16 protein-coding genes and 1 tRNA gene are annotated in these 21,201 nt (G+C 60.8%); 7 read left to right on the forward strand and 10 right to left on the reverse strand.

Annotation, left to right across the window (positions count from 1 at the left end; translation table 11 throughout):
• Positions 1-147 precede the first annotated feature (147 nt).
• Entirely contained in the window at positions 148-1,917 is a 1,770-nt protein-coding gene (locus RLW41_RS22850; RefSeq protein WP_414463008.1) for a chloride channel protein, read from the forward strand.
• A gap of 331 nt (positions 1,918-2,248) precedes the next feature.
• Positions 2,249-5,134 (forward strand): autotransporter outer membrane beta-barrel domain-containing protein, encoded by a 2,886-nt coding sequence (locus RLW41_RS22855; protein ID WP_414463009.1) that lies wholly within the window; start codon positions 2,249-2,251, stop codon positions 5,132-5,134.
• Between the two features lie 104 nt (positions 5,135-5,238).
• Here the strand turns inward: RLW41_RS22855 and RLW41_RS22860 are convergent.
• The 5 genes from RLW41_RS22860 to RLW41_RS22880 form a co-directional block, all read right to left on the reverse strand.
• A tRNA-Glu gene (locus RLW41_RS22860) sits at positions 5,239-5,313 on the reverse strand.
• Between the two features lie 112 nt (positions 5,314-5,425).
• Positions 5,426-7,258, reverse strand: coding sequence for a single-stranded-DNA-specific exonuclease RecJ (recJ, locus tag RLW41_RS22865; protein ID WP_414463010.1), 1,833 nt, complete (start codon positions 7,256-7,258; stop codon positions 5,426-5,428).
• Between the two features lie 132 nt (positions 7,259-7,390).
• On the reverse strand, positions 7,391-8,392 hold the full coding sequence (gene glpX / locus RLW41_RS22870) for a class II fructose-bisphosphatase (RefSeq protein WP_414463011.1): 1,002 nt from the start codon (positions 8,390-8,392) through the stop codon (positions 7,391-7,393).
• A gap of 34 nt (positions 8,393-8,426) precedes the next feature.
• Positions 8,427-9,752: a homoserine dehydrogenase gene (locus RLW41_RS22875; protein WP_414463012.1), complete on the reverse strand. Its 1,326-nt coding sequence runs from the start codon at positions 9,750-9,752 to the stop codon at positions 8,427-8,429.
• A gap of 8 nt (positions 9,753-9,760) precedes the next feature.
• Positions 9,761-10,987, reverse strand: a complete 1,227-nt coding sequence (locus RLW41_RS22880; protein ID WP_024276046.1) for an LL-diaminopimelate aminotransferase — start codon at positions 10,985-10,987, stop codon at positions 9,761-9,763.
• Positions 10,988-11,377: 390 nt separating this feature from the next.
• On the opposite strand from RLW41_RS22880, the gene RLW41_RS22885 reads away from it, so the two are divergent.
• Complete coding sequence (locus RLW41_RS22885; protein WP_414463013.1) at positions 11,378-13,186, forward strand: PHA/PHB synthase family protein; 1,809 nt, start codon at positions 11,378-11,380, stop codon at positions 13,184-13,186.
• A 68-nt stretch (positions 13,187-13,254) separates the two neighbouring features.
• Here the strand turns inward: RLW41_RS22885 and RLW41_RS22890 are convergent, their stop codons facing one another.
• The 3 genes from RLW41_RS22890 to RLW41_RS22900 all read right to left on the reverse strand — a co-directional run bounded on the left by RLW41_RS22890 (position 13,255) and on the right by RLW41_RS22900 (position 15,176).
• On the reverse strand, positions 13,255-13,575 hold the full coding sequence (locus tag RLW41_RS22890) for a hypothetical protein (protein WP_409560325.1): 321 nt from the start codon (positions 13,573-13,575) through the stop codon (positions 13,255-13,257).
• 19 nt (positions 13,576-13,594) lie between these two features.
• Positions 13,595-14,884: an O-acetylhomoserine aminocarboxypropyltransferase gene (locus RLW41_RS22895; protein WP_409560326.1), complete on the reverse strand. Its 1,290-nt coding sequence runs from the start codon at positions 14,882-14,884 to the stop codon at positions 13,595-13,597.
• An 85-nt stretch (positions 14,885-14,969) separates the two neighbouring features.
• Positions 14,970-15,176, reverse strand: a complete 207-nt coding sequence (locus tag RLW41_RS22900; protein WP_013948122.1) for a hypothetical protein — start codon at positions 15,174-15,176, stop codon at positions 14,970-14,972.
• Positions 15,177-15,583: 407 nt separating this feature from the next.
• On the opposite strand from RLW41_RS22900, the gene RLW41_RS22905 reads away from it, so the two are divergent.
• On the forward strand, positions 15,584-15,805 hold the full coding sequence (locus RLW41_RS22905; protein WP_013948123.1) for a hypothetical protein: 222 nt from the start codon (positions 15,584-15,586) through the stop codon (positions 15,803-15,805).
• Positions 15,806-16,202: 397 nt separating this feature from the next.
• On the forward strand, positions 16,203-16,970 hold the full coding sequence (locus RLW41_RS22910) for an arginyltransferase (RefSeq protein ID WP_409560327.1): 768 nt from the start codon (positions 16,203-16,205) through the stop codon (positions 16,968-16,970).
• An 81-nt stretch (positions 16,971-17,051) separates the two neighbouring features.
• Here RLW41_RS22910 and RLW41_RS22915 read toward each other — a convergent pair whose 3' ends face one another.
• Both RLW41_RS22915 and parC read right to left on the reverse strand, forming a co-directional pair.
• The gene (locus tag RLW41_RS22915; RefSeq protein ID WP_414463014.1) at positions 17,052-17,522 is read right to left on the reverse strand and encodes a hypothetical protein; all 471 of its coding nucleotides are present in this window, start codon (positions 17,520-17,522) and stop codon (positions 17,052-17,054) included.
• 60 nt (positions 17,523-17,582) lie between these two features.
• The gene (gene parC, locus RLW41_RS22920) at positions 17,583-19,832 is read right to left on the reverse strand and encodes a DNA topoisomerase IV subunit A (protein ID WP_414463015.1); all 2,250 of its coding nucleotides are present in this window, start codon (positions 19,830-19,832) and stop codon (positions 17,583-17,585) included.
• Between the two features lie 235 nt (positions 19,833-20,067).
• Here parC and RLW41_RS22925 point away from each other — a divergent pair, with 235 nt between their 5' ends.
• Positions 20,068-20,775: a CAP domain-containing protein gene (locus RLW41_RS22925; RefSeq protein ID WP_414463016.1), complete on the forward strand. Its 708-nt coding sequence runs from the start codon at positions 20,068-20,070 to the stop codon at positions 20,773-20,775.
• 90 nt (positions 20,776-20,865) lie between these two features.
• Positions 20,866-21,126 carry a hypothetical protein gene (locus tag RLW41_RS22930; protein WP_409560331.1) on the forward strand — a complete coding sequence of 87 codons (261 nt, stop codon included), beginning with the start codon at positions 20,866-20,868 and terminating at the stop codon, positions 21,124-21,126.
• Positions 21,127-21,201 lie beyond the last annotated feature (75 nt).

Genomic DNA, 21,201 nt, shown 5'->3' on the forward strand with positions numbered 1-21,201 from the left:
CAGAATAGGGGCCCTGGGAAAATGGTCAACCGCGCATGAGTGACGCGCTTCGCGCCTTAACAGCCACGCGCTTTCGGTTGCATATATATCGTATTACGATATTTATTCGCGCCGGAAAGAGTTCGAACCTTTGTTTGAGAAGGCGTCATGAGGCTTATAGAAATCGATCGTTCTCGCGGTGATTTTACAGCCAATCCGCGAGTCTTGTGGATTGCAGCAATCGCTGTCGTGGTCGCGACCATCAGTGTGGGTGCGGGAGTTGGGCTGCTCGCCCTTATTCGCTTTTGCACGAACATCGCGTATTTCGGCGAGTGGTCGCTTGCCGCGCGGACGATTGGCGAGTTGCATCTAGGCTTCAGCTCGATATTCATTCCGGTCGCAGGAGCCCTGCTCATCGGCCTGATGGCGCGCTACGGAAGCGAGAAAATCCGCGGCCATGGCATCCCTGAGGCCCTTGAGGCGATCCTTCTCGGGCGATCGCGGCTCAGTCCGAAAGTCGCAATCCTAAAGCCTATTTCATCGGCGATCTCGATCGGAACGGGCGGCCCGTTCGGCGCCGAAGGCCCGATTATCATGACCGGGGGCGCACTCGGTTCGATTATCGCGCAAATGCTTCCTGTTAGCGATGCAGAGAGAAAAACGCTTCTCGTCGCTGGCGCGGCGGCGGGAATGACGACAGTCTTTGGAACGCCTATCGCCGCCGTCATGCTGGCGGTGGAGCTGCTTTTATTCGAGTGGGCGCCGCGCAGCTTCGTCCCTGTCGCTGTGGCGGCGACCGTTTCGGCAGTCGAACGCTCTTATTTGCATATGCCGACACCGCTATTTCCATCTTCGGGGGACGTGCAGATATCGCTAATGGGGCTTATAACTTGGGTCGCGGTCGGGACGATTGCCGGCCTTCTCTCAGGCGTTCTCACAAAACTTGTCTACACGACGGAGGACCTGTTCTCTAAGCTGCCTATCCACTGGATGTGGTGGCCCATGATCGGCGGCATCTGCGTCGGCATAGGGGGACTTATCGATCCAAGGGCGCTGAGCGTCGGCTACGACAATATCGATCACCTGCTCAAAGGCGATCTGAGCACGATGAGCGCGCTTTCGTTGCTGCTTGTGAAAATGACAATATGGGGCATAGCGCTTGGATCGGGCACATCCGGTGGTGTGCTCGCGCCGCTGCTCATTATCGGTGGGGCCATGGGCATGGCTTTGACGGCCATCCTACCGATAGCGAGCGCCGGTTTCTGGCCATTGCTTGCGATGGCCGCGACGATGGGCGGAACGATGCGCATTCCATTGACCGCAACGTTCTTTGCCGTCGAGGTCACTGGCGCAATCGACTGCTTCTTGCCGGTCCTAGCGGCGTGCACGGCCGCCTATACCGTCGCGATTTTGATGATGCGGCGTTCTATTTTGACGGAGCGTCTGGCACGGCGCGGGCACCATATCTTATGCGAATATCATGTGCGGACGTTTGCTTTGACCCGCGTCGAAGACGTCATGACAAGAAGCGTGCAGACAGTTCCAGCGTCGATGACGCTGCGCGACGCTGCGAGCTTTCTCATAGATCCAGATACGATCCATCCGACATTTCCGGTGGTCGACGAAGATCGGCGTGTCCTTGGCGTACTCGATCCGCCAAGCGTGATGAAGTGGCGGCGGAAGCGCCACCCGAGGACTGCTCAGCTTCACAACCTTCTGCAGGCAGAAAAACCGGTCATTGCTCATCCAGACGAGCATCTGGAGGCAGTTGCCGAACGCATGAATTCCGCCAATGTCGCTCACGTTCCGGTCGTTAACAGAAATACTGGCCGGTTGGTCGGCTACCTTTGCTGGAAAGACATAGTCAGCGTCCACGCCGGTCCATCTAAAGAAGAGCCAAGAAGGGCGTTTTTCAGATTGAGAAGACACCAGCGCTGACGACCACAACGAGCATGTGCGGACCTATACGGATCGGTTTTCCTCAGGTGTTTGTTCCAACGTTGGCTGCGTGGCCTTACTCGCAGTCTACGCCGCTCCCACGTCCACGCAGCAGCTAGCAGTAGGATGTCCGGCCATCCAACATGTCAACGGACCACTCAGTGGGGCGGGTCAGTCACCTGACGATAGCGCTGCCTCTTCTGTGGCCCTTCCGCAACAGCAATCACCGCTCTACACCCTTCTCCTACTTTCGGAGGAGCGTTCATAGGCTGGCAGGCCGAATCACCGCAAATTTCATGCGGTTACATATGTTCAGCAAGGAATTTTTTCCATGGCGTTGGTTTCCGTGGCGTCGCTGTTTGCGCCTGTTTTTGGGCGACGTGTTTTCAACGCGCGGACCTGCCGCCTGACGCTTGCCTCGGCGGCTCTCGTGGTGGCGTTCGCGGGTCCAGCCGAGGCTCAAACGTGGACCGGCGCCACCAGTAACGACTGGACGGTTGGCTCGAACTGGAGCGCCGGTACGGCGCCTGCCGGTGGAGCCGTCAGCATCGGCCCAGCTGGCATTGTGGTCCTCGGCATACAGGGTGGGGCGACCGGCACAGCCGGTTCCGTGACAATCGATGCTAATAGTGCCAATCCTACGAGCAGTCTTACCGTTCAAAACGGTGCCACGCTGACAAGTACCGGCACAGCTGCCATCCGCAACGGCGCCACTGTGACCGTAACGGGAGCCGGCTCCCAGTGGACTGCCAACGGCGCGATCAGCCTCTCCGGCGCCACCGGCTTCCCCGAGTCGCTCAACATCGAGAACGGCGGAACCGTCGTCACGACGAGCAGCTTGACCGTGAACGGCGCCAACGCAGCGGCGACGGTGAGCGGAACGGGCTCGCGGCTGCAAACCGGAAATCTCTTCGTCGGCGATACCGCGTCGGGCAGCCTGACCATTCAAAACGGCGGCACGGTCATGAGCCTCGGAAGTTTCCGGATCGGCGGCGGCAGCGGCACAGGCACGGTGACGGTGACCGGTGCGGGATCGCAATGGACGGCCACCGGCCTCGCGCTCAGCGTCGGCGGTACCGGACGGGGAATACTGAACGTCGAGAATGGGGCCACCGTCACCGCCAGCGGCGGGGTATCGCTCGGCAACGCCGGCGGCGTGGGCACGCTCAATGTCAGCAATGCCACGATTGCATCGCAGAGCCTGAACGTGGGCGCGGGCTCCCAGGTCAACTTCGACAACGCCACCTACCGCGCGACACGAAGCAGCGGCGTGTGGATCGGCACCGGCCCCGGCACGCTCAACATCGCGGCGGGCGGGCTAACGCTCGACAGCGTCGGCTTCACGGTGTCCGCCTTGCGCGAACTCAGCGGCGCCGGCGCATTGACGAAGACAGGGACCGGCATCGTCAACCTGACGACGAGCAATTCCTATACTGGCCGGACGGTGATCGATCAGGGCACGCTGGCGCTGCGCGCCAACGGCTCGATCGCGGCGTCGAGCGGCGTGACCGCCAACGGCACCTTCGATATTTCACCGCTGACGGCAGCCGGCACCGACATTCAGAGCCTGAGCGGCAGCGGCGTCGTCACAATGGGCGCCAAGAATCTGACGATCACCAACGCCAGCGACACGTTCGCCGGCACATTCAACGGCACCGGCGTGCTGTCGGTTGCGGGCGGCAAGGAAATCCTGAGCGGCGACAACTCGGCCTTTGGCGGATCGACGCTCGTTCAGGGCGGCACGCTGGCGGTCAACGGCATTCTCGCCGGCACCATGAATGTGCAGGCGGCCGGCCGGCTGCAAGGCATCGGCACGGTCGGCGACACGATCAATGCCGGCATCATCGCGCCGGGCAATTCCATCGGCACGCTGACCGTTGCCGGCAATTACACCGGCACGGGCGGCACGCTGCAGATCGAATCCGTGCTCGGCGGCGATGCCTCGCCGACAGATCTATTGCGGGTTCAGGGAAACACGTCTGGCACAACATCGCTCCGCGTCATTAACGTTGGCGGTGGCGGCGCGCAGACGGTCGACGGCATTGAAGTCGTGGACGTCGCCGGTACGTCGGCCGGAAATTTTGCGCTGGCCGGAGACTATGTCCTTCACGGCGCGCAAGCCGTGATCGGCGGCGCCTATGCCTACACGCTGCAAAAGAACGGCATCAACACGCCGAATGACGGGGACTGGTATCTGCGCTCGGCTCTTATCAATCCGCCACCGACGGCGCCTGCGGGCCCGCTCTACGCCGCGACGGTGCCGATGTATGAAGTCTACTCCCAGGTTCTTCTTGGCTTGAACGGCCTTCCGACGCTGCAGCAGCGCGTCGGCAACCGCTATTGGGACGGAGCCGCGCATTCGGATTCCGATTCGCAATCGGCATCCGGAATTTGGGCGCGCGTCGAAGGTCGGCATTCAGAGTACGACGCCGATCACTCGACCACAGGCTCAAGCTACGATGCCGATGAGTTCAAACTGCAATCGGGTCTCGACGGCCTAATGGTCGACAACGCGTTTGGGCGGTTGGTCGGCGGCGTGAATTTTCAATACGGAACGTCGTCGGCTGATGTGCGCTCCTTCTACGGCGACGGCCACATCCACGCCGAGGGTTACGGATTCGGCGGAACGTTGACGTGGTACGATCGCAGCGGCTTCTACGTTGACGGTCAAGCGCGGGCGACCTGGTTCAACAACGATCTGCGATCCGATCTCGTCGGGGCGCTTCAAGATGGCAACGGCGCTTTCGGCTACGCCTTCAGCCTGGAAGCGGGCCAGCGCGTGCCCATGAGCGCTGCGTGGGCTCTGATTCCGCAGGCGCAGCTCACTTATTCGAATGTAAACTTCGACAGCTTCACCGATCCGTTCGGCGCGCGCGTTTCGTCAAATGACGGCGACAGCCTCGATGGTCGGCTTGGGCTGGCGCTTGAAAATGGAACGGCATGGCGCGATGCCTCCGGCGCGATCTCGCGTTCGAGCCTCTACGGCATCGCCAACCTCTATTATGAGTTTCTCAACGGCACGGGTGCGACCGTTTCCGGGACTGACATCAGCACAGAAGGCGAGCGCCTCTGGGGCGGTCTGGGCGTGGGCGGAACCTATAGCTGGGCCGACGACAAGTATTCGGTCTACGGCGAAGTCTTGGCGAACACGAGCCTCGAAAGCTTCGGCGACAGCAACGACTACAGCGCGACCGGCGGCATCAGGATGAAGTGGTAGAGACGGACGGTGTGCGACCCGATGAGAGGTCGCTTGAAACTCCCATTTTCGCCGTGGGACAAATCGGCAAAAAATATAAATGAAATCAATGCGAGAAAACTGACTGGCGCTCCCTACGGGAGTCGAACCCGTCTTTTCAGATTGAAAATCTGACGTCCTAACCGATAGACGAAGGGAGCGTCCGTCGGCAACAAGGGGCACCGTATAAGCGGCTTTGGGCGTCTTTGGCAAGCCGCCGTCGCCCCTATTTCCTGCGACAGGATGGGCCACCTCGAAAAGCGGCGCAAATTCCTACTGGCGGCGAGGATCGGCAGCGTCTTCGATCTGCATTTCAATGCGTTCGCGGCCGCCCCAGGTGTCCTTGCGCAGGTGGCCTGCGACATGGAGGGGCATCCCGCTTGCCGACAGCAGAAGGTCGCCCAGCGGCTGGCCTACGGCGCGGAATGCGACGCCGTCGACGCGCGAACCGTCGCCGCCTTCGAGAATGACGCGCACATGCGCGTCGGCGATGATCTTGCCGAATTTCACGCGGTGCGCGGGAAGCGCAAAGCGCGCCTCGGCGTTGCCCTGACCGAAGGGGCTCACGCGTTCGATCAGGTCCATCAAATCGGACGTAGCGCCCGACGCGACGAGCGACGCGTCGATATCGAGATGCGCGACGTCGCCCATACCTTTTGCTGCCGCGCCGAGGTGGCTTTGCAGAAAGGCTTCGAGCGGCGCAAGGCTGTCGCGGCTGACCGTCAGACCGGCCGCCATGGCGTGTCCACCGCCCTTCGCTAGATGGCCTGCGGTCACAGCGGCACGCACGGCAGCGCCGAGATCAATGCCGGGAACCGAGCGTAGCGAGCCGGTGCCCATCGCAGTTGCATCCCAGGCTATGACGCAGGCCGGACGGCGAAAGCGTTCGACCAGACGGCTCGCGACAAGTCCGACCACCCCCTTGTGCCAGGCATCAGAACCGACGACGAGGATCGCGCGATCGGGGTTATCCGCCACCTGCCGGTCGGCGATCGCCATCGCCTCTTCGAGCACGGCCGTCTCGATATCCTTGCGTTCCTTGTTGAGCCGATGGAGCGTTTCGGCGATGCGTTGCGCTTCCGTTGGATCGGACGACGAGAGCAGCGTTGCGCCAAGTGCGGCATTACCGATGCGTCCGCCGGCGTTGATGCGCGGTCCGAGGATGAATCCCAAGTGGTAGGGCGTCGGCGCGACGGAGAGACCGGCGGCGTCGGAAAGCGCGGTCAAGCCGACGTTCTCGCGCACCCGCATGACCGCGAGGCCCTTTTTCACATACGCGCGATTGAGGCCGACGAGCGGCACCACGTCGGCGACGGTCGCCAGCGCGACCATATCGAGAAGCGCCAGCAGATCGGGCTCGCGTGCCCCGCTGTAATGGCCGCGGCGGCGGAGTTCGCGCGTTGTCGCGACGAGAACGAGAAAGACGACACCCGCGGCGCAGAGCATCCCCTGCCCTGAAATGTCGTCCTGACGGTTCGGATTGACCAGCGCCGTCACGTCCGGCAGACGCTCATCAGCCTGATGGTGGTCGATGACGACCACGTCGGCGCCGAGTTTGCGCGCGGCGGCGAGCGGCTCATAGCTGGTCGTGCCGCAGTCGACCGTGACGATGAGCTTTGCACCTTCGTTGACGAGGCCTTCAATAGCGGCGACGTTCGGACCATAGCCTTCGAACAATCGGTCCGGAATGTAGATGCGCGCAGGCGTATCGTGATACTCGAGGAAGCGTTTCATCAGCGCCGAGGAACAGGCGCCGTCGACGTCGTAATCCCCGAAGATCGCCACGTTCTGCTTGCTCTGCACGGCGTCGGCAAGGCGCGCGGCGGCTTTGTCCATGTCGCGCAGCGTGCTCGGATCGGGCATCAGCGCTTTCAGCGTCGGATCGAGAAACGTCGGTACCGCGTCCAAGCCAACCCCGCGCGCGGCGAGTACGCGTCCGATCAAATCGGGCAAGCCGTGGCGCTGGCTGATCGCGGTCGCGATTTGCTTCTGATGCTCAGGAAGACGCTCACGCCACGCAAAACCGCGGGCGCTTTTGGTCACTCCGAGAAACGAACGCTCGGCCGTGCCGGCGTCCTGTTCAACTGCCGCGAGATTTGGGCGCAATCGTTTCCCCGCCGTTTCGTGTGATCGGCCTCAATCGCTTCAGGTTGTAGGTCGATTCGGGCCGTGACGCGGCATCCGCTCGCGTTGTCTCCACAAGGAGATAGGAGTCCAGCGAGCGGATGGCCTGCGAGATCAGACGAAACGCGAGCCGACGTTGCGCACGCGCGACTTGATGCGGCGAACGGTGCCCGTCTTCGAGCGCATGACGACGGTTTCCGTTTCCGCGAAGTCGCCGCGAATGTGCACGCCCTTCAGCAACGAACCGTCAGTGACGCCGGTTGCGGAAAAGACGACGTCAGCGGAAGCCATATCTTCGAGACAGAACTTCCGCTTGATGTCGGAAATGCCCATCTTCTCGGCGCGAATGCGCTCTTCGTCTTTCATCGGCATCAGACGGCCCTGGATCTGGCCACCGATGCAGCGGAGAGCTGCCGCCGCGAGGACACCTTCCGGCGCGCCGCCCGACCCCATGTAAATGTCGATGCCGGTTTCCTTGGGGTCCGTCGTCCAGATGACGCCCGCGATGTCGCCGTCCGGAATGAGCTGCACGCCTGCACCGGCTTCGCGCACGGCGCGGATCAGGTCGGCGTGGCGTGGACGGTCGAGAATGCAAGCCATGATCTCATGGATCGGCACGCCTTTCGCCCTGGCAAGGGCGTTGAGATTGTCAGCGGGCGTTGCATCGAGATCGACGACGCCGTTCGGGTAACCCGGACCAACGGCAATCTTGTTCATGTACATGTCAGGGGCATGCAGCAGCCCGCCCTTCTCCGAGATCGCGAGAACGGCGAGTGCGTTCGGCATGGCTTTGGCGCAGATCGTCGTGCCTTCGAGCGGATCGACGGCGATATCGACTTCGGGCCCTTCACCGGTGCCGACTTTTTCGCCGATGTACAGCATCGGCGCTTCGTCCATCTCGCCTTCGCCGATGACGACCGTGCCGCGGATTTCGACGCGGCCGAGCTCACGGCGCATGGCGTCAACCGCAGCCTTATCGGCAGCTTTCTCGTTGCCGCGTCCGACCAGATGAGCGGCAGCAATGGCGGCAGCTTCTGTCACGCGCGCCAGTTCGAGCACCAAAATTCGATCGAGACCCGGCCCGTGCGTGCCGTTTGCTTGTTCAGCCCTGCTCATGATCCATGTCCTTCCGCGGTGCCCAAGGTTTCGTTCAAAGCTCTTCGATGCGTATCATTTGCGGGCGCTCGGTGACGATGCCATCTTTCTCGATGGTTTCGAGCGCCTTACGCACGGCCTGTTCGGTGGTTTCGTGCGTGATGATGATAACCGGCTGGTCCTTGTTCGTCGGCGCGCGACCGCCGATGCGCGGAGCGTGCAGCGTCTGCGGCCGGTGCTGGACGATGCTTTCGAGCGAAATCTGCTGGTCGCCCATGCTTTTCGCGACAGCGGCCATGGCGCCGGGCTTATCGTAAAGCGCCAGGCGCACGTAATAAGAGCCGTAATGCTGGTCGAGCTTGGCGCGCTTGTGCGCTTTGAGCTTGGCGGTGGGCGTCACGAACGGCGGAACGATCAGGCCGCGCGCAATATCGAGAATATCGCCCGCGACGGCCGATGCGGTCGGCTTGGCACCGGCGCCCGGTCCGACGAGCAGAATGTTCCCGGAGAAATCGCCATCGATCGCGACGGCGTTCGTCACACCGGAAACTTCGGCGATGGCGGAATCCTTATAGACTAGCGCGGGCGAGACGCGTGCCTCGATACCGGTCTCCGTTTCCGTCGCGACGCCCAGCAGCTTGATGCGATAGCCTAGGCTGTCGCTGGCTTCGATGTCGGCCTGGGTGATCGATTGAATGCCTTCGACGTGGATCTGCTCGAAGGCGACGCGGGTGCCGAAGGCGAGGCTCGTCAGCAGCGCAAGCTTATGCGCGGCATCGAAGCCACCAATGTCGAATGTCGGATCGGCTTCGGCGTAGCCCAGTTCCTGCGCTTCCTTCAGCACGTCGTCGAAGGCGCGGTTCTCCGACTGCATCTTGGAGAGGATGTAATTGCAGGTGCCGTTCAGAATGCCGTAAACGCGCCTGACGCGGTTGGCGCCCAACGCTTCGCGCAGCGTTTTGATGACGGGAATGCCGCCCGCGACGGCGGCCTCGAAGTTCAGCGCGACGCCGTTCTTCTCGGCCAAGCGTGCCAATTCGACGCCGTGCTTTGCGAGCAGCGCCTTGTTGGCGGTGACGACGTGCTTCTTGGCATTGAGCGCTGCCTCAACGGCAGCCTTGGCAATACCGTCCTCGCCGCCGATCAACTCGACGAAGACGGCGTTCGACGGGTGCACCGCAAGCGCGACCGGATCATCGAACCACTCGACATTGTCGACGGCGATGCCGCGCTCTTTCTTGCGGTTGCGGGCCGAAATGCCGGTGACGCGGATCTCGCGACCGACGATGTTTGCGAAATGCGGACCGTTCGCCTGCAGCAGTCCAAGCAAACCGCCGCCAACCGTGCCTAGTCCGGCAATACCAAGGGTGAGAGGTTCCATGTCGTCGATTATCGGATTGCGGACTGCTGTGGGCGGGAAATATCCGCCGGCGTTTCTGCCGGCTCGGAGAAAAGCTTCTTGATCGAACGGGCGGCCTGGCGAATGCGCTGCTCGTTTTCGACCAGTGCGATGCGAATGAAGCCTTCGCCGTATTCGCCGAACCCGACACCGGGAGAGACGGCGACATCCGCCTTCTCGATCAGCATCTTGGCGAACTCGACGGAGCCCATGTGGCGATACCGCTCCGGTACAGGCGCCCAGGCGAACATCGTTGCGGGCGGCGGCGGCACAGGAAACCCTGCTTTTGCGAAGCTATCAACGAGTACGTCGCGGCGGCTCTTATACATGGCGCGGATTTCGTCGACGCAATCCTGCGGGCCGTTGAGTGCTGCTGCGGCGGCGACCTGGATCGGCGTGAAAGCGCCATAGTCGAGATAGGACTTCACCCGCGCCAGCGCGCCGATCAGCCGTTCGTTGCCAACTGCGAAGCCCATGCGCCAGCCGGGCATGTTGTAGGTCTTCGACAGCGACGTGAATTCAACGGTGATGTCCTTCGCGCCGGGAACCTGCAGCACGGACGGCGGCGGGTTGTCATCGTAATAAAGCTCGGCATAGGCGATGTCGGACAGAATGATGATGTCGAGCTTCTTCGCCAGCGCCACGGCTTCCTTGTAGAAGTCGAGGCTGACCGTCATGGCCGTCGGGTTCGACGGATACGACATGACGACGGCGAGCGGCTTCGGAATCGAGTGTTTTACCGCGTGCTCCATCGCGCGCAGGAAATCCTCGCCGTTCGATGCCGGCAGATGGCGGATAGCGGCGCCCGCGATGATGAAACCGAACGAGTGGATCGGATAGGTCGGGTTCGGCACGAGCACGATGTCGCCCGGTGCAGCAATCGCCTGTGCGATGTTGGCGAAGCCTTCCTTCGAGCCGAGCGTCGCGACGATCTCTGTCTCGGGATCGAGCTTCACGCCGAAGCGACGCTCGTAATAAGCAGCCTGAGCCTTGCGCAGACCCGGAATGCCCTTCGAGGCCGAATAGCGATGCGTCCGCGGCTTGTTGATCGTCTCGATGAGCTTATCGACGATATGCTTTGGCGTCGGCATATCGGGATTGCCCATGCCGAGGTCGATAATATCCGCGCCGCGCGCTCGGGCAGCCGCCTTCAAACGGTTGACTTCCGCGAAAACGTACGGTGGCAGGCGCTTGATGCGGTGAAACTCTTCGCTCAAAGATCTTTATCCCTCGGCACCGCAGCAATCGCGGCGAAATTCATATGGCGGCTGCGAAGCTGATCAACGGTCGTTTAACCAAAGCCCAGGCTCGCGATAATGCTTGGCCGCACGCCTCTTTACGCTTGCGGCCCATGGTCCGTCCAGTACCGCGGCGCGAGGTAGCACCGAACGGGGCGAAAGGGCACGGTTTCGCATTATTTTCGCACTGCGGGAGCAAACGTGACGCGGTCATGATGGCGCCATCACCACCTACCTACTGCGAAGGGCCAACATGACCGATTCGCACTTGCTTCGACTCCCCTCTTAACGGCACTGTCATCGAGGGTTTTGGCGAACTCGCGTACCGTGCCAACGGATAAAAAACCTTAGAAAGCTTCTTAAGCCGCCATGCCGCAAGACAGCCACGAATTGCCGCCGTTTTTCTCGGCCTACCGCATTCCAGATCCGGAGGCGTTCGCTACAAACCTGTTGAAAGCGTTCGAGCAGGGCAGCACGGCGCTTGCTCAGCTTGCGGAACGTCCCGACGCCAAGATGGGTCCCTATTCGCCCGCGAGCGAATTTTCGGCCGCGACCGAGACATTGACCGCGTTGGTCCGGAAATGGCTATCCGACCCAGTTAAGCTGTCCGAGGCACAGGCCGAATTCTTCCGGCAGTTCGCGGCGCTCTGGAACAACGTCCTGACCCGTATGCTGAACAAGGACGTGCCGCCGCTCATTGCACCGGCTGCCGGGGATCACAGGTTTAAGGACCCCGAGTGGGATCACAACCCGTTCTTCGATTTCTGCAAACAGGCTTATCTCCTGGCGTGCAAATGGGCTGAGGATCAGTTGGCCTCGACGCCGGACCTCGATGCGGTCGAACGGCATCGCGCCGAGTTCTATCTGAAACAGCTCACCAGCGCCTATTCGCCGACGAACTTCCCAGTGACGAACCCGGAGGTCTTGCGCGAGACGCTGGCTTCGAACGCCGAGAACCTGCTGAAGGGCGCCAATCTGCTGGCGGAGGATATGAAGCGTTCCGGCGATCTGATGAAGATCAGCCAGACTGACGCGAACGCCTTTGAGCTTGGCCGTAACCTGGCAACAACGGGCGGCAAGGTCGTTTTCCAGAACGAACTGCTGCAGCTCATTCAATACAGTCCGACGACGGAGAAAGTCCGCGAGCGGCCGCTGGTCATGGTCCCGCCGTGGATCAACAAATACTACATTCTCGACCTGACGGCTTCGAAGAGTCTGATCAAGTATGTCGTCGACCAGGGTTTCACCGTTTTCATCGTCTCGTGGGTCAATCCGGACGAAAAGCTCGCCGACAAGACCTTCGAGGACTACGTGCTGGAAGGCATCCTCGAAGCGGTGCGGGCCGTGCAGAAGGAAACGGGGCTCGATAAGATCAACGTGCTCGGCTACTGCGTTGGCGGAACGGCGCTCGCGACCGGCCTCGCCTATCTCGCCCAGCGCGGCGAAGAGCCGTTCCAATGCTGCACGTTGCTGACGACACAAGTCGACTTTTCGCTCGCCGGCGATCTGTTGCTGTTCACCGACGACCTGCAGCTTGAGAGTCTCGATGCGCTGATGTCGGAGCGCGGCTTCCTCGACGGCTCGCGCATGGCGAACGTCTTCAATATGATGCGGCCGCGCGATCTCATCTGGCCATATGTCGTCAACAATTACCTGCTTGGGAAGAAGCCGTTCCCGTTCGACCTGCTCTACTGGAACCAGGATTCGACGCGCATGGCGGCGGCCAATCACAAGTTCTATCTGCGCGAGTTCTATAACGAGAACCGGCTGGCACGGGGCGACATGACGCTCGGTGGCGTTCATCTCGACCTGAAGAAAATTACGCTGCCGATCTTCTCGGTGGCGACGCGCGAGGATCACATCGCGCCAGCGCCGTCGGTGTTCCGCGGCATTCAGATGTTCGGCGGCCCGGTCGAGTTCGTGCTTGCCGGATCGGGACACATCGCGGGCGTGGTCAATCCGCCGAATAAGGTCAAGTATCAGTATTGGACCGACGGCACGGCAATGACGAACATCGCCGATTGGCAGGCGTCCGCCGTCGAGCATCCAGGCTCGTGGTGGCCGTACTGGATCGAATGGCTGTCGCAGCAGTCGGGCGGTTGGGTGCCGGCGCGCGTTCCCGGCAGCACGCTCGGCGTGATCGAGGACGCCCCCGGCGCTTACGTTAAAGCGCATTAGGGCCGTCCCAGCCTACAACGGCAGGGCTGGCGATCGCCCCTCTCCACACAATGGAGAGGGGAAAAGGTTCACGCCAACTCGAACTCGCCCTCATAATCGACCGGCCAGAGAACCGTGAAATCCTCGCCATCGAGGGAGCGGAACGCGACGGCGTTGATATCGAGCTCGTCGGAAGCGTCTTCCACGATCGGCTCGATCTTCTCCCAGACCTTCGTCGCGTTCTTTGCCAGCAGCACGAGATTGATCACGCCCTCACCGGGCTCGTGACCGTCCACTTCGGCCGACGTCGAGCTGCCGAGCGCTTCGATCAGGCGATCTTCCAGCGCGATGACCTTGTCGAGCGTATCGTCGTCGTCGCCCTGAAATTGAAGAACAAGCTGGTGGTTCATAGTCCCTTCCCGTTGACGTCTAGACAGCAGCGAGCGCCTGTTCGAGATCGCCGATGATGTCCTCTATGTCTTCGATGCCGATCGATAGCCTGACGACATCCGGCCCCGCCCCCGCAGCCCGTCGCTCATCGTCCCGGAGCTGCCGGTGCGTCGTCGATGCGGGATGGATGACAAGGCTTCGCGTGTCGCCAATGTTGGCGAGAAGGCTGAAGAGCTTCAAGCCCGAAACGAGCTTCACGCCCGCTTCATATCCGCCTTTGAGCCCGAACGTGAAGACGGCACCTGCACCTTTTGGACAAATCTTTTTCTGCAGCGCGTGGCAGGGGCTCGACGGCAGCCCGGCATAGCTAACCCAGGCGATTTTCTGCTGCCTTTCGAGCCATTCGGCGACAGCGAGCGCGTTGTCGGCCTGCCGTTGCATGCGGAGCGGCAGGGTCTCGGCACCCGTCAACAGCAGGAAGGCGTTGAACGGCGAGATTGCGGGCCCGAGGTCGCGCAACCCCAGAACGCGCGCCGCGATGGCAAACGCCATCGGCCCGAAGGCCTCGGCAATCTTCAGGCCGTTGTAGGAGGGATTCGGATCGACCAGAGATTTGTAATGGTGGCGGCTTCCGAGCCAGTCGAAGGTGCCGCAATCGACGATGGCGCCGCCGATCGAGTTGCCGTGGCCGCCAATAAATTTCGTCAGGCTGTGTACGACGATGTCGGCGCCGAAATCCTTCGGACGGCAGAGGTAGGGCGTCGCCAGCGTATTATCGACAATAAACGGTACGCCCGCATCTTTCGCGACGGCTGCAATGGCTGGGAGATCGACGACGATGCCGCCGGGGTTGGCGATGCTTTCGCAGAATATCGCACGCGTTTTCGGCGTGACGGCGCGGGCAAACGATTGCGGGTCCGTTGCATCCGCCCAGATGACGTTCCAATCGAACTTCTTGAACGAATGATTGAACTGGTTGACCGAGCCGCCGTAGAGCTGCCGCCCGGCAATGAACTCGTCGCCCGGCTCAAGCAGCGTATGGAACGCCAGAAACTGCGCGGCATGACCGGAGGCAAGCGCCAGCGCGGCTGAGCCATCTTCGAGCGCGGCGAGGCGCCCTTCGAGCACCGCCTGTGTCGGGTTCGTTATGCGCGTATAGATGTTGCCGAACGCCTCCAGCCCGAAAAGGGCGGCGGCATGGTCGACATCATTAAAGACGTAAGACGTCGTCTGATAAATCGGCGTGGCACGCGCGCCGGTCGTGGGATCCGGCGCTGCTCCGGCGTGCACGGCTGCCGTCGCGAACTTGACGTTCGATGATGTCGACATTGTTGGCGTTCCCCTGAGGCCTTTTGGACCACAGGGAGCCGAGGTGGAACCGGCCTGTCAACTGGCCGGCTCGTTATAAGTTTTCCTAGAGGTCGGCGGAGCGTCCGGCCATGCCGCAGTGCCACTTCTGGATAACCCAGTTGGGGTGGTCACCAATCCACTTCGCCATCTCGATCTGACCGTTGGTCATGCACTGGCTGGCGCTGACGCTCTGACCTTCGAAATTCAGCGTGACGTCTTTGCAACGGCTCGGCTGGTCGATCAGGCAGACAGCGACGACGAGTTCGATCATGGGGCCTCCAGGTTTGAAGCGGTAATCGCTCGCGGGAGCGATTGCGGTGTGCCCTGGACGGTTCCTCTGGTCGTTTTTTATTCATTTTTGGACTGATCGAGCCAAGTATGCGGGAAATATTCCCGTGCACAAGAACAAGGCTGTCGCACTTCCTGCCTAATCTGTGGTCAGGAATATTTGCCGCGGCTCCTGTTGCGGATTGGCCCTCATGTCGCCTTCAAAGCGTATCGAATTTGCCACGGTTTGGCCTTGCCACTCCCTTCCTCGCGGCAGATAAGCAGCGCGGATGCCACATCCGATTCGATTTCCACCAAAAGCGCGCATGGTCGTCTTGTGCGGATGGGGGTGTCGGGGCGATGTGATCGGGTGAGTCGCAGAGGCAAGTTTCTAAGGCGGCAGATCAGCATATGACTACTCAAAGTGTCGAGCGGGCCGAAGGCGCGGCGTGGGACGATGCGCGCGCATCCGGAACTCTTACCGTCGGTTGGTTTGTGCGCCGTTCGGCGCTCTGGATGGGCATCATGTTCGTTGCCCTTGTCCTGGCATGCACCCTTTACGGCGTGGCGAGCCAAGTCGGCGCGGACGGCGCCCGCATCCCGAGAGCGCCCTCGCCGGAATTCAAGGTTTAGATTTCCGGTCATTACGGATAATCCGGATTTGGACTATCGGTGCAGCGGATTCGCCCCGGCACCGAACGAGGGCCTGTCTGGAGCCGGCTGGTTCCTCCGCAATGGACCTTTGCTGCGCGATTGCGATGCGCCGCGGTATGCGAATTCCCGTCATGCAGGCACAGCGGCGTCCCATCTCGGGGCACCCACTTCAGGTTAAGTTGCCTACAAAACGCAGCGCCTTGCGCGCATAACTGGCACCCGCCCGGTCAGAAAAGGCGTATTTTGCTCGGCTATGCTTCTACAATTTTGCCTGACATTCACTATTGATGCTGCGTAGTGATCTCCAGCACCTTGAATTTGGAGTCTTCATCCTCCTATCATCAGTAATCGCTGGAGCCCTGAGGGACGCGTCTGAATGACGGAGCAGCAAAAGAAGTTTCCAGAATTCTACGTGACGGCGCCGCAGCCGTGCCCCTACTTACCAGGCAAGCTCGAACGCAAGCTTTTCACGCACCTGACGCACGACAAGCCGCCTGAGCTTGTCGATCGCCTTTTGACCACCGGCTTCCGACGCAGCCAGAACATCGCCTACGTGCCTTATTGCGAAGGCTGCCAAGCCTGCGTCTCCGTTCGCGTGCTCGCCGACCAGTTCGAGCCCGACCGCTCGATGCGACGGGCATGGAAAAGGAATTCGCGTCTCGTCGCCCAGCGTACGGCACCGACGCCGACCATGGAGCAGTTCCGGCTGTTTCGCGCCTACATCGACGCGCGCCACAGCGACGGCGGCATGGCTGACATGACGATGCTCGACTATCGCATGATGGTCGAAGATACGGTCATCGAGACGTTCCTTACCGAATATCGCGAAAAGCCTGAGGGGGCCGAAGATCTCGACTTCGATACCTGGCCGCTCAAAGCAGTTGCACTGTGCGACCGGCTGAGCGACGGCATTTCGATGGTCTACAGCTTCTATGATCCTGACGATGCCGATGCGGGCCTTGGAACGTACATGATCCTCGAACACATCGCCTTCGCGCGCCGGATCGGACTGCCTTACGTCTATCTCGGCTATTGGATCGAGGGTTCGCGGAAGATGGCGTACAAGACGCGCTTCAAGCCGCAGGAACGTCTTGGACCCGACCGCTGGGAACGCGCGCCTGACGACGAAGACATTCCGCAGTAGTTGCGCCTGCCACACCTCGGATGCCAATGGACCGTGTCCTGAGCTTTACGCAGAGGGATGACAGATAAGTCCTGAACTCGATCAATTCGCGAGTTCGGCGTCGAGCTTCTGGAACATGTAGGCCCACTTCGCCGATAGCGTATCGACGAGCATTTTCATGTGCTCGCGCAGATCCTGCATGCGTGCACAATCAGGCGTGTCGGCCTCGGCCCCCTGCTGGCCCATCATGGCGATCTCGGACAGCAATTCGTTGGTCGTCTGGTCATAGACGACGGTTTTATCGTCCCTTACGAACGGTTTTGCCTTTTCCATGAACTCGTCATGGCTCCAGTGCCGCTTGTCTTTCAGCGCCCGCAGTTTTTCCTGGAAGGGCGGGCGGTTCTTCAAATTAAGGTCGCGCAGGCTGCCGGCCGCCTCTTCGACGACCGCTTCAAAGTCTTCCTTCGAGCAACCCGTCGTCGCCTCCACGGCGCATGCGGCCGACCCGGCACACGCTATCGCCAGCAACGAGAACCCGGCCCTGGAAGCCGTCCGTTTCAGATACCCACCCATAGCAGGCAGTCGTAGCTTCGCGCAGCGAATGCCACAAGGTCCGGCAGTCAACAGGTGTGACTAAAATCGGGGACCGAACGAATTTGACCGCGGGAAGCCCTTGGGCGCCACCTTACCTGCCTGCGCGCGCTCGCCGACCCATTCCTTCAGTTCGCTCCACGACAGCGAAAATTCGCGGCCGGCGCTGTCGAGCCAGGTCAAGCCGTTGGACTTTTTGAACACGCGCGCATCCGACAGTGCGCCGTCCTTGATCCGCTGCAGGATGACGCCCTTGCCGCGGGTCATTTCGTTGACCTCGTCGAGTTTGAAAACGAGCATCTTGCGGTTCTCGCCGATGGTCGCGACGTAGTCGCCATCAACCGGCACGCAAACGCGGGCTTCCTCGGGCTCGCTGACGTTCAGGACCTGCTTACCCTTGCGTGTTGCGGCGATAACCTCGGCTTCCGGCACGATGAAGCCGTAAGCTCCGGTCGAAGCCACGAGCAGCTTGCGTGATGGGTCATGGACGAAAAGCTCAGCGATATCGTGGTTTTCTTCAAGATCGATCATAAGGCGGAGCGGCTCGCCGTGACCGCGCCCGCCCGGCAGCGAGCCCGCTTCGAGCGTGAAAAATTTGCCGTTCGTCGCGAAAAGCACGAGCTTGTCGGTCGTGAACGCCTTCAAGGCGCGTTTCAAGCCGTCGCCCTGCTTGAAGTCGAGCTTCGACAGGTCGTCCTGATGGCCCTTCAGCGCGCGCACCCAGCCCTTCTCAGACATGATGACGGTGATCGGCTCTTTCTCGACGAGCGCCGCATCGAGATCGATGTCGATGTCGGGCATGTCGGCGAATGACGAGCGGCGGCGGCCGAGCGGCGTCTTCTTGGAATACTTTTCGCGCGTTTCCTTGACTTCTTCAGAGACGCGCTCCCATTGCAGCTCTTCCGACTTCAGAAGCTGCTTCAATTCGCGGCGTTCTTTCGAAAGCTTGTCGTGCTCAGCCTTGATCTCGACTTCTTCGAGCCTCGACAGCGAGCGCAAGCGCAGGTTCAGGATCGCTTCGGCCTGGACGTCGCTCAAGTTGAATTTCGACATCAACTTGGCTTTAGGATCGTCCTCGCGGCGGATGATCCGGATCACCTCGTCGATGTTGAGGTAGGCGATCAGGTAGCCGTCGAGCACTTCAAGGCGATGCTCGATCTTTTTCAGGCGGTACGTTGAGCGCCGAACCAGAACCTCGATGCGATGCTCTAGCCATTGCCAGAGCACGTCGCGCAGATCGAGCACATTCGGGATCTGGCCGCCCGATAGCACGTTCATGTTTAGGCTGACGCGCACTTCAAGCTCGGTCGCGCGGAACAGACTCTCCATCAGCAGAATAGGATCAACCGTGCGGCTCTTGGGTTCGAGCACAAGGCGAATCTCTTCGGCACTTTCATCGCGGACGTCGCCTAAGAGCTGAAGCTTTTTCTCGCTCATCAGGTCGGCGATCTTCTCGATCAGCTTCGCCTTCTGCACGCCGTAGGGAATTTCGGTGACGACGATCTGATAGCCGCCGCGCCCGGTCTCTTCCTTGTCCCAGCGCGCGCGCAAGCGAAAGCCGCCGCGGCCAGTCTTATAGGCTTCGAGGATCTGGGCGCGCGGCTCGACGATCACGCCGCCGGTCGGAAAGTCAGGACCGGGAACCAACTCGACAAGCTTCTCGATCGTGGCGTTCGGATGCTTGATGAGATGCAGAAGCGCGGCACACAATTCATCGACATTGTGCGGCGGGATGTTCGTCGCCATGCCGACGGCGATGCCCGACGATCCATTCGCCAACAAATTGGGAAAAGCGGCCGGCAGCACGACTGGCTCTTCGACGCGGCCGTCGTAGTTGGGACGGAAATCGACCGTCTCCTCGTCGATGCCTTCGAGGATCAGCGCAGCAATCTCGGTCATGCGCGCTTCGGTGTAACGCTCAGCAGCCGGATTATCGCCGTCGATGTTGCCGAAGTTGCCCTGGCCATCGACCAGCGGATAGCGCACCGCGAAATCCTGCGCCAAACGCGCAAGAGCGTCGTAGATCGCCTGGTTGCCGTGCGGGTGATAGTCGCCCATCACCTCGCCGACGATCTTGGCGCATTTGATGAAGCCGCCCTCGGGATTGAGCCTAAGCTCGCGCATAGCATAAAGAATGCGCCGATGAACGGGCTTCAGGCCGTCGCGCACGTCCGGCAGTGCACGGTGCATGATGGTCGAAAGGGCGTAGGCCAGATAGCGCTCTTCGAGAGCAGCTCTGAGCTCGACGGGCTCAATGGGGCCATCGCCCGGAAGAATCGGTTTGTCACTCATGGCGCATCCCTCTACAGCGCTGCCGAGGCGCGCTCAAGCCTAGGGCAGCGCTGCGGACGGCCAGAGTTGCAGGGACGCGCCATTTGGGCGCAATGCGGCACAAGTCCCCGAGGCGAGCGGCGCGACACAAAATCCACAGTCCGTTGGGCTCCTTGATCGGACGGGATGGCATCCGCATGTGAGGGCCGCTATTCCTCTTAGAACCAGGGGATCAGATGGCCAGAATGGATGAACGATGGCGGCGCTCGTGCCAGACCTGCCTCAGGTTGAAAAACACATCGTCGAAATGACGAACGAAGTGCGTCGAGAAAAAAATCTGCCGGCGCTTAAGGTCAATGCCATGCTAGCCAAGGCTGCGCGCGCGTTTGCGCAGAAGGTGGCAACGAGCGGCAGGTTTTCACACACCGCAGACGGCCGGACGCCCGCCCAGCGCGCTGAGAGCGTCGGTTACAAACATTGCGATATCGCCGAAAACCTCGCGATGGACCAGAACATCGGCGGCTTCGATACTGGCGAGCTTGCCTTGCAAGCCATTGCGGGCTGGATGAACTCGCCGCCGCATCGCGCCAACATTCTTCGCGCCAGCGTGTCCGAAATCGGCGTCGGCGTTGCGCGCGCTCCAGGCGCCAAACCGAAGTTCATATCGGTCGAACTGTTCGGCCAGCCCGCTTCGAAAATCTTGACATTCCAGATCAAGAATTTCGCAAAGGTGGAACTCAGCTATTCCTACGGAAGCAAGACCTATGAACTGAAGCCTGGAGTTTCCGTCGTTCACTCATCGTGCTCGCAACAGCAGCTCGTTATTACCAAGCCCGGCGGGGTCTTTTCTTCGGCAACGGAAATCGCGAAGGTAACGGCGGAAAACAAAAAACTATACACACTCAAGCCGAATGCCTCGGGCGAGCCGAAGCTGGAAATTGCCACCCGTTCAGCAGAACCATGAGTAGTCTGAACATTGATCCGTGAAGAAACTTTTCCGGCCGCATCGCGTTACAATAAGATTCGGCTAAAAAACGAAAAAGGAGGGATGCCTATGCAAACCCGCCAACTTCTCATCTTCATTGCGCTTAGCCTGATCGCTGCGGGTGTCGTCATCGGTGCGGTGACGACCTATAGGCGTTCACACACAGAAGTGCTTGTCGATACGCCGGCGGCGAAAGTCGAAACCAATAAGCCAGGCGATCAGACGACGATCGATGCGCCTTATACTCATATCGAAAAGGGCAACGAAGGCACGAAGATCGAAGCTCCGGGCGTAAAGATCGAAGTGCCGCCTAAGCAGCCGCAGAATTGATCTCCAGATCGAGTTGTGATGCTCGGGGCAGTCACGCGTGACTGTGCCGAGCATCCGCTTTTCATCTGCGCAATG

The sequence above is a fragment of the Hyphomicrobium sp. DY-1 genome (assembly GCF_047497105.1).
Classification (GTDB): domain Bacteria; phylum Pseudomonadota; class Alphaproteobacteria; order Rhizobiales; family Hyphomicrobiaceae; genus Hyphomicrobium_B.

Coding starts and splice junctions, on each gene's coding strand:
- RLW41_RS22915 (WP_414463014.1), bottom strand. CDS start 17,522: ATGGGTGGGTATCTGAAACGGACGGCTTCCAGGGCCGGGTTCTCGTTG.
- glpX (WP_414463011.1), bottom strand. CDS start 8,392: ATGAGCAGGGCTGAACAAGCAAACGGCACGCACGGGCCGGGTCTCGAT.
- RLW41_RS22895 (WP_409560326.1), bottom strand. CDS start 14,884: ATGTCGACATCATCGAACGTCAAGTTCGCGACGGCAGCCGTGCACGCC.
- RLW41_RS22930 (WP_409560331.1), top strand. CDS start 20,866: ATGCAAACCCGCCAACTTCTCATCTTCATTGCGCTTAGCCTGATCGCT.
- RLW41_RS22855 (WP_414463009.1), top strand. CDS start 2,249: ATGGCGTTGGTTTCCGTGGCGTCGCTGTTTGCGCCTGTTTTTGGGCGA.
- RLW41_RS22890 (WP_409560325.1), bottom strand. CDS start 13,575: ATGAACCACCAGCTTGTTCTTCAATTTCAGGGCGACGACGACGATACG.
- RLW41_RS22910 (WP_409560327.1), top strand. CDS start 16,203: ATGACGGAGCAGCAAAAGAAGTTTCCAGAATTCTACGTGACGGCGCCG.
- RLW41_RS22850 (WP_414463008.1), top strand. CDS start 148: ATGAGGCTTATAGAAATCGATCGTTCTCGCGGTGATTTTACAGCCAAT.
- RLW41_RS22885 (WP_414463013.1), top strand. CDS start 11,378: ATGCCGCAAGACAGCCACGAATTGCCGCCGTTTTTCTCGGCCTACCGC.
- RLW41_RS22875 (WP_414463012.1), bottom strand. CDS start 9,752: ATGGAACCTCTCACCCTTGGTATTGCCGGACTAGGCACGGTTGGCGGC.
- RLW41_RS22900 (WP_013948122.1), bottom strand. CDS start 15,176: ATGATCGAACTCGTCGTCGCTGTCTGCCTGATCGACCAGCCGAGCCGT.
- RLW41_RS22905 (WP_013948123.1), top strand. CDS start 15,584: ATGACTACTCAAAGTGTCGAGCGGGCCGAAGGCGCGGCGTGGGACGAT.
- parC (WP_414463015.1), bottom strand. CDS start 19,832: ATGAGTGACAAACCGATTCTTCCGGGCGATGGCCCCATTGAGCCCGTC.
- RLW41_RS22925 (WP_414463016.1), top strand. CDS start 20,068: ATGGCGGCGCTCGTGCCAGACCTGCCTCAGGTTGAAAAACACATCGTC.